Below are 7,153 nucleotides of genomic sequence, written 5' to 3'. Positions count from 1 at the left end.
TGGCGGGTCACTTCTCAATGACAACCCCGGGTCAGTTCCAAGCGACAATCAACAACCACCGCAACCGAAGCAGCCGCTGTCGGCGCAGTGCTGACGGCGCTGATCGGCTTCGTCCGCCGGCGCCTCGATTTTCGCTCCCTGCTGGATTGCCTTGTCGAAGCCCTTCGCACCTCGGTTGCCGTCTATACCATCCTGATCGGCGCCATCCTGTTCGGCTATTTCCTGGCCGTGACCCAGGTGCCGCAAAAGCTGACGCAAATCCTCATCGACTTCGGCCTCGGCCCCTATGGCACTCTAGGGCTCATCGTGGCGCTGTTCATCGTCATGGGCTGCTTTTTGGACGCCATGGCGATGATCATCCTCATGGTGCCGATCGTCTATCCGGTCATCGTCGCGTTGGGCTTTGATCCCATCTGGTTCGGCATCATCATCGTGATGACCGTCGAGCTCGGCCTGATTACGCCGCCGGTCGGCATGAATGTGTTCGTCATCAAGTCCATCGCCCGCGACGTAAGCCTGGTGACGATCTTCCGTGGCGTGACCCCATTCGTGGTCACCGACATCATCCGCTTGACTATCCTGATCCTTTTCCCCGCGCTGGTCCTGTTTCTGCCCCAGACAATGGGGTGATCTGACCTGGGAGTCGTCAAGGGGCGGGGCAGGATAGCAAACATCCAACGGCGATTGCAGCTTCGTTGGGCAATCAACGCGTGGACGTCGCCAGCTTGCCGCTGGATCAGCAATTGATTGCAGAGATTGAATCGCGTCTTGAAGGTCTTGGCTATCCTGCTCGAGCGATCGTACGATAAGTTGAGCGTCCTGCATCCGCTAGCGGTAATAGCCAGCCCAACTTCTCACGCCGCACTCGCGCCACCTCTAGCTCAGACTGTCGCGCATTCGAAGATGCCCCCCCTCGTTGGTGCAATGCGACATTGGCGTCAATGCGCACAAAATGCTCTCGAGCCAAGAAGCATCCGAGGAAAAAATCATAGTCGCTGGCTATTTTGAGATCCTCTCGAAATGGTCGGCGAGTCAAAAGGTCGCGCGATACGAAGCTCGAGGGGTGGGGCACGGAGTTATGAAAAAGCAGTTTCCAAGGTTCGCATATCAATCGCTCATCCGGCCGTTCCTTCGAGCCGACCAGCGTCGTGCCGCATACAATATTGCTCTGCCTGGTCTGCAGGGCGGCCAGAAGGGGGCCGAACCCATCCGAAATCAGCTCATCATCGCCATTGATAAAAGCGATGTAGTGACCCTTCGCCTTCGATACTGCCTTGTTCATGGCGTTATAAATGCCAGTGTCCGGCTCGGATATCAGTGTGTCGACCAAAGGGCCTGTAGCCGTAATTTTCTCGATAGTTCCGTCAATCGACACACCATCGACGACAATATACTCGATACCGGACTGCTTGATGGCCGCGACGGATCGCAAGGTTGCTTCTATGGACGTTGCGCAATTCTTGGTCACGGTGACCAAGGTCAGCACGGGCGTTTTCGGCGCGTTCATCGCAGCACGTCTTTCTGTTCACCTTCAATGAGGAGCCCAATGAGCTCAGCAAAACCTGTGCCTGAACTCCAGCCAAGCTCCTGCTTGGCCTTTGTCGGGTCGCCAACGCTATGTCCGATATCGGATGGTCGCATGAGGCTGGGGTCGCTCTCCACGTGATCTCGCCACTCCAACCCAAGTTGCCCGAATACCTCTGCGGTAAACTGCTCAAGAGTATGTGCGACACCTGTGGCAATAACGTAATCGCCGGCCTTAGGCACCTGCAGGATGCGCCACATGGCATCCACAAAATCTGGTGCCCAACCCCAGTCCCGGGCAATGTCGAGACGGCCGAGTTGCAGTTTCTCGCTGGAACCCGACTTGATGCGGCACGCGGCAGCAACAATTTTCTTCGTGACGAAACGAGCCGGGCGTAAGGGCGACTCGTGATTGAACAGGATGCCGTTGCTGCAGTGCAGCCCATAGGCCTCGCGATAGTTGTTGATGAGCCAATGCGCCGAGGCCTTGGCAACCCCATACGGGCTTCTGGGCTGGAACGGGGTAGTCTCAGACGCCTGATGCTCAGGCGGGACGTTACCAAACGCTTCGCTCGAGCTGGCGTGATAGATGCGGGGAGAAATGCCCAGAAATCGTACTGCCTCGAGAAGATTAAGCGTTGAATTGGCAATGCTCTCCATCGTCTCGACAGGCTGGTCAAACGACAGACCGACCGACGTCTGTCCCGCAAGGTAGTAAATCTCGTCGGGCTGTGCCTTGGCGATTGTGCTCAGCATACTGCGGAAATCGCCGGGCGCCATGGACAGGAGCTCGATGTCCTTCCCAACATTCAGACGTCGCAGGTTGGAAAAATTCGCGATCTGGGCGTCGCGGGATGTTCCCCACACGACATAGCCCTTGGACAGCAGATGACGCGCCAGATAGCCACCATCCTGCCCCGAAATGCCGCAGATGAGTGCAGTGGTCATATCAATCGCTCGTAAATGTCCAAGGTTTGCTTAGCGCATTTATGCCAGCTGAAAAGGGCATGTCGAAGGCGGCCAAGACTGATTAATTCCTGTCGACGCTCGGCAGACGCCAAAACGCGCAACATGGCTGCAGCCATGTCCGCGTCGTCATCCGGAGCAAAATACTCGCCAGCGTCGCCCACCACTTCTGGCAGCGAGCTGCTATTGCTGGTTATTACCGGACATCCTGCCGCCATGGCTTCGAGTGGAGGGATGCCAAAACCCTCGTAAATGGACGGATAAACCAACGCTAATGCTCCGTGATACAAGCTCAGAAGCTTTTGATCGTCACCCGATACGTGCACCAATTGCTCGAGTCGCAGGCCATTTTTGCTGGCAATTTCCTGCTCGCGCGGTGTGATTGCGCCGCCGCCAAAGCAGATCACGTCAACATCATCCCTGATACCGGACAGGGAGGAGAAGGCGCGCAGGAAGCCTTCGAAATTTTTGTAGTTGCCGCGGCTTCCAACGATAAGAACGTATGGACGCGCGTGCGAAAAGTCAGTGTCTTCGATCGGCGCCTGCTCAAAAATCCTGTCTGCTGCCAGGTGTGTGACAGACAGTTTTGTCTCGGGAATGCCCCAGAGTTCAATCAGGTCGCGCCGCGTGTTTTCCGAAATGCAGACGATGTGGTCTGCGCGGTTCACCGCAGTACGCTTGGCGTCAGACGTCCAGTGAGCATTCCTGAAACTATCCGCGTACTTCTCGTGGATCATATCATAGACGGTCAGGACGCGCGCAGCACGTGCGGGCCTGAAACTGTGCTCCGTGAAATACGTTTCATGCATGATCTGTGGTTGAAATTGATTCAATTCCACGCGAGCGAGGAACTTGCTTGTGGCATCCACCAGTCGAAACGCCTTTGAAGGCAGTTGCGGTAACCACAGGCGGCGCCCAGGAATGGGAGAATCCTTCAGAGCGTGATTGAAGTGCAAAGGCGCAACGATGCGGGTATCGGCACGGCCAGATGCTGAGAGGTGTTCTGCAAGGCTGCAGACATAACGGGATATGCCACCATATTGCTGGAGAAGAAACACCTGCTGATCGAATGCAATCTTCATATTTCCACACAATCCCCTGCCGCCCACTGGGCTGAGTAGATCTCGTCTCGAATGTCGTCTAGGCGCATAGTCTGGCCCGTTCTCGGAACAACCACCGACATGTCTTTGATGACGTCGATCCTGTCGTTGCCCGATACAAAGGTGAGCTCGCCCTCTTCATTCCGCGCCTCCCGAACGGTGGAGGGGAACGCGCACTTCTGCTGCACGGACTGTGTCAGTTCGACAGCCAGGTCGTGCCTGACGAAGAAGGCATTGCAGCCGGTCGATGTCGTCCCAAGGAAGATGTACCCAAGCTCCTTTCCCAGGCTGACCAGAGAGCGAATGGAGGCCCCAAAATATAGATGCGAGGAGTGGGCAGCCGACCTGATGAAATCGGGATGGTAGGGGATCGTTATGTCGAGGCGATCGCCAAACACAGCATTGTACTCGACAATCACAATGGCGGGTCTGACCACGTTGATGGATTTCCAGATCCAGTAATCATTGCCGTCAACGTCGATGGATAGCAGGCCGATCTCTCCGGATACGCCCGTGGCAGCGATTTTATCGTTGATGTTGCTGGCATTGACGAACGCCTGTTGTGCCGTCAATTCGTGTCGCCAATAAAACGGCTGCTGCCTGATAGCCTGGATGTGCTGATCCGAGCCATCCAGTACCACTCCCCGCCAGTTTCGCGCCTCTAGAAGCAAACGGCTGTTTGATTCCAGATAGTCTCCGACACCAAATTCCACGAATGTCCTAGGGATACTTGGTAACCTATCCGCCAGCCAAGCGATGATGCCGTCCTCCCCCCACTGCGAGAAAGCGGCGAATTCAACATCGCACAGCCTGCGCAGATTATCCCGCCGTCCGTTAACGGAAGCAGCCTGGGCCGCCTGAAGGATGAGGAGGCGCTCGGAGTTGCGCAGGGTCGGCTCGGCTGCGGCCTGAGCTTGGGATATCAAGTATCCCAGACCGCGTCGAAAAATGTTCATCGTCTTCTCACAATTGGCCGCAAGACCTTGCTGTAGTGGTTATAGAGGGCAGCAAAGACACGTTCATAGGCACTTCGGGCATTTAGTCCAATCAGCTTGATCAAGACGACCGCCTTTTGCCGGAAATTGAAGCCTTCGCACAACCCCCAAGCATACAGGCTCAGCGAATAGAGCGGCAAAACCGCTTCCATCGGATGTCCCCTAAAGGCCCTGTAGGCATTGCGTCGACTACTTGCACCAGCCTTGCCGAAGGCCGACCAGGATGTGAGGTTTCGATTGATCTGGCCTTTGCTTGCAAGGAACAGATCTATCGCCCAGTCGGCCGCCCAGAACGTCCTGCCAACCACGGCGCACCCACGCAGGACGTCTGTCATTGTAACGCAATAGAAAATGCCATGTGAGTGTGAGGCGTTGGCCAGCAGTTGAAGGAACCGCTCATAGGGAGGCCCAACCAGGTCAAAGGTGATGTCCTCCGAAGATGACGCGCCCAAGAACCGGTCTCGACCCGTCGACGCGACATAGTCGGGGTGAGATTGAAGAAACCGTACGTTGTCCTCGAGGAAGCTGGGCGATCGAATATCGTCCGCTCCCATCCAATGGAAATATGAGCCGCGCGCCTGATCCAGCACAAATTTAAAGTTGGCCGCTGCTCCGATATTTGTCGTTTGTCTGAAATATCGCACATTGGGGTTTTCTGCGGCATAGGCGCGGCATATGGCTTCGGTCGCGTCCGTTGAGCCATTGTCAGAAATTACGATCTCGAAGCCGGGCAGGCTTTGGCCCCGCAGGCACTCCAGAGCGGCCCCGATAACTGTCGCGCCATTGTAGACAGGAAGCCCGACGGAAAGAAGCGGCGCAGCGTCTTGGCCGGACGATGTACCTACCATCTAGCTGTCTTGCCCGAAAACCGTTTCCCAAAACCTGCGTAGTTCATGATCCACTATTCCGTGCTTGCCCATCCATCTCGAGAGCGTGCTGGGTATGCGGTTCCTGCGAGTCGAAATGAGTGTAATCCAGGCGGAAATCACTGGATTGCGTAAATCGCTCCAAGGCTGCGATGATTGCGGCATGGCGCTCGGGAGTCCATTGCTTGACCCACTGCGCGTAAATAGCCGGCGTAAATTGCGCATCGTAGCCTCCCATAAGGGAGATTGTCTCAGCGTAGTTCGGCAGTAAATAATTCTCAGTATTAAATATGTTTTTCATGTAGTAATATTCAAATACCTTTCTTTCGTTTATTTTGAAATTGGAACTACTAATGTTCGAAATTGAATCCGCGTACTCATCAAGATTTCTTGGATGAATGTTGAAATCATAGGCGATGTGGGGATTGCAGCTAGACGCATTGATAACTTTTATGCCCTTGGCTGCATATTCGAAGCCTATAGTGCCGTACACGGTCAACACGGCGCTGACGCCTTCTGCGATAATCTGGTTGTGCGAGCTATGCGCCGGCAGCAGCGTGAAATTCGGGTGTCGCCTGATGAAGTCGTCGATGATTTCTTTGGTGCCCGGAAGGTAGTCCGGATGGGTTTTGATGTACCAATCGAAATCAACCTCTCCGCTCAATTTGCCGAGATATTCCAGCCACTCCCAGAAATCGGGGAAGAGGTTATTTCCATAGCTGTGCGGGCTGTCGAAGAAACAATGAGTGGCGATCAGCACCTTTGGGCGGTCCGACTCCCTCAACAGGCGCTGGCCTGAGAACGACCCATAGGCGGAACGCGTGGAATAGGCCATGTCGATCCCCACTTCGCCCGAAAAACGCCGCTCGATCCTGGCCTTCGCCTCTGCCAGGCCTGCCTCCCGAACCTCTGCTGGAAGAGCGGCAAAGCGCCGGGGAAAGTCAAAGTAGTCGCCATAGGCAAAAACTCTATCCTTCGTCAGGCGATAGGCATGTGTAGCATTGATCTGGAAGGCGGGAATGGCGCGCCCTACCGCAATGCGAAGGGGCATGGCGGTGTTGTAGACACAATGGCTGACATTGACGGCGCGAACGTCGTGCCGGTCAAAGTAGTCCAGCCAGAAAGCGAAAGTCTCGAGAGATCGGAGAAGCCAGTCGCGAAACAGGGGCGAATTCAGCTCCACCGTGGGCTGCTTCATGGTCATCAGGAAAGTGTCGTAAATGAGATCGCCGATCCAGACGCCTTCAAGGGTCAGGTTCTCAAGGTCTGATTTGCTGTTGATCTGCGCCAGCGCCTGTGGGAGCAGGGCTCTGGCCCGTGCCGTGATCCCCGGCGTCAGCTTGATCTCCAGAAAGCTGGTGACGCCGAACGACCTGTAGACACGCCAACTGCCCCGGTTCAGCAGTTTGCCAATCCGCGCCCGCAGCTTTACACCGATACTGGACAGGGGGTGCGGGAAATGTGCCACTATACTGGCATCGTGCTCATTGGCCAGAACATTGGCAAGATAGCTATAGGCGATATGGGCCGAGTGCATCTCGTTGAACTCGACCAGAACCACGGACTTGCGCTGCTTGTCGCCATCATGGCGGGCAAAGACCCGCCCATTGTGTGCTGCAAACTGTGCAACTTCGGGTTGCGGCCCGAACAGGTCATGCAGCAGCGCCACAAGTCTGGCGGTGATTTTCTGACCAAACGCCAT

6 protein-coding genes and 1 pseudogene are annotated in these 7,153 nt (G+C 55.6%); 1 reads left to right on the top strand and 6 read right to left on the bottom strand.

Annotation, left to right across the window (positions count from 1 at the left end; translation table 11 throughout):
• Positions 1 to 57 precede the first annotated feature (57 nt).
• Positions 58 to 630: pseudogene (locus tag ABFY71_RS11435) on the top strand (TRAP transporter large permease subunit); the annotation flags it as partial.
• Positions 631 to 781: 151 nt separating this feature from the next.
• Here the strand turns inward: ABFY71_RS11435 and ABFY71_RS11430 are convergent.
• From ABFY71_RS11430 to ABFY71_RS11405, 6 genes are read right to left on the bottom strand one after another with little or no spacing between them, the layout of a single operon-like run.
• Complete coding sequence (locus tag ABFY71_RS11430) at positions 782 to 1,507, bottom strand: glycosyltransferase family 2 protein (RefSeq protein WP_347946110.1); 726 nt, start codon at positions 1,505 to 1,507, stop codon at positions 782 to 784.
• On the bottom strand, positions 1,504 to 2,472 hold the full coding sequence (locus ABFY71_RS11425) for a GDP-mannose 4,6-dehydratase (protein WP_347946109.1): 969 nt from the start codon (positions 2,470 to 2,472) through the stop codon (positions 1,504 to 1,506). The genes ABFY71_RS11430 and ABFY71_RS11425 overlap by 4 nt, the downstream gene beginning before the upstream one ends.
• Positions 2,469 to 3,572, bottom strand: a complete 1,104-nt coding sequence (locus ABFY71_RS11420; RefSeq protein WP_347946108.1) for a glycosyltransferase family 4 protein — start codon at positions 3,570 to 3,572, stop codon at positions 2,469 to 2,471. Before ABFY71_RS11420 ends, ABFY71_RS11425 begins: the two co-directional genes overlap by 4 nt.
• Positions 3,569 to 4,546, bottom strand: a complete 978-nt coding sequence (locus tag ABFY71_RS11415; RefSeq protein WP_347946107.1) for a hypothetical protein — start codon at positions 4,544 to 4,546, stop codon at positions 3,569 to 3,571. Before ABFY71_RS11415 ends, ABFY71_RS11420 begins: the two co-directional genes overlap by 4 nt.
• The gene (locus ABFY71_RS11410) at positions 4,543 to 5,433 is read right to left on the bottom strand and encodes a glycosyltransferase family 2 protein (protein WP_347946106.1); all 891 of its coding nucleotides are present in this window, start codon (positions 5,431 to 5,433) and stop codon (positions 4,543 to 4,545) included. The genes ABFY71_RS11415 and ABFY71_RS11410 overlap by 4 nt, the downstream gene beginning before the upstream one ends.
• Before the next feature lie 43 nt (positions 5,434 to 5,476).
• Positions 5,477 to 7,153 carry a hypothetical protein gene (locus tag ABFY71_RS11405; RefSeq protein WP_347946105.1) on the bottom strand — a complete coding sequence of 559 codons (1,677 nt, stop codon included), beginning with the start codon at positions 7,151 to 7,153 and terminating at the stop codon, positions 5,477 to 5,479.

The sequence above is a fragment of the Devosia alba genome (assembly GCF_039938915.1).
Classification (GTDB): Bacteria; Pseudomonadota; Alphaproteobacteria; order Rhizobiales; family Devosiaceae; genus Devosia; species Devosia alba.
The sequence above is the reverse complement of the archived record's forward strand: the minus strand, read 5'-3'. Positions and strand labels throughout refer to the sequence as shown.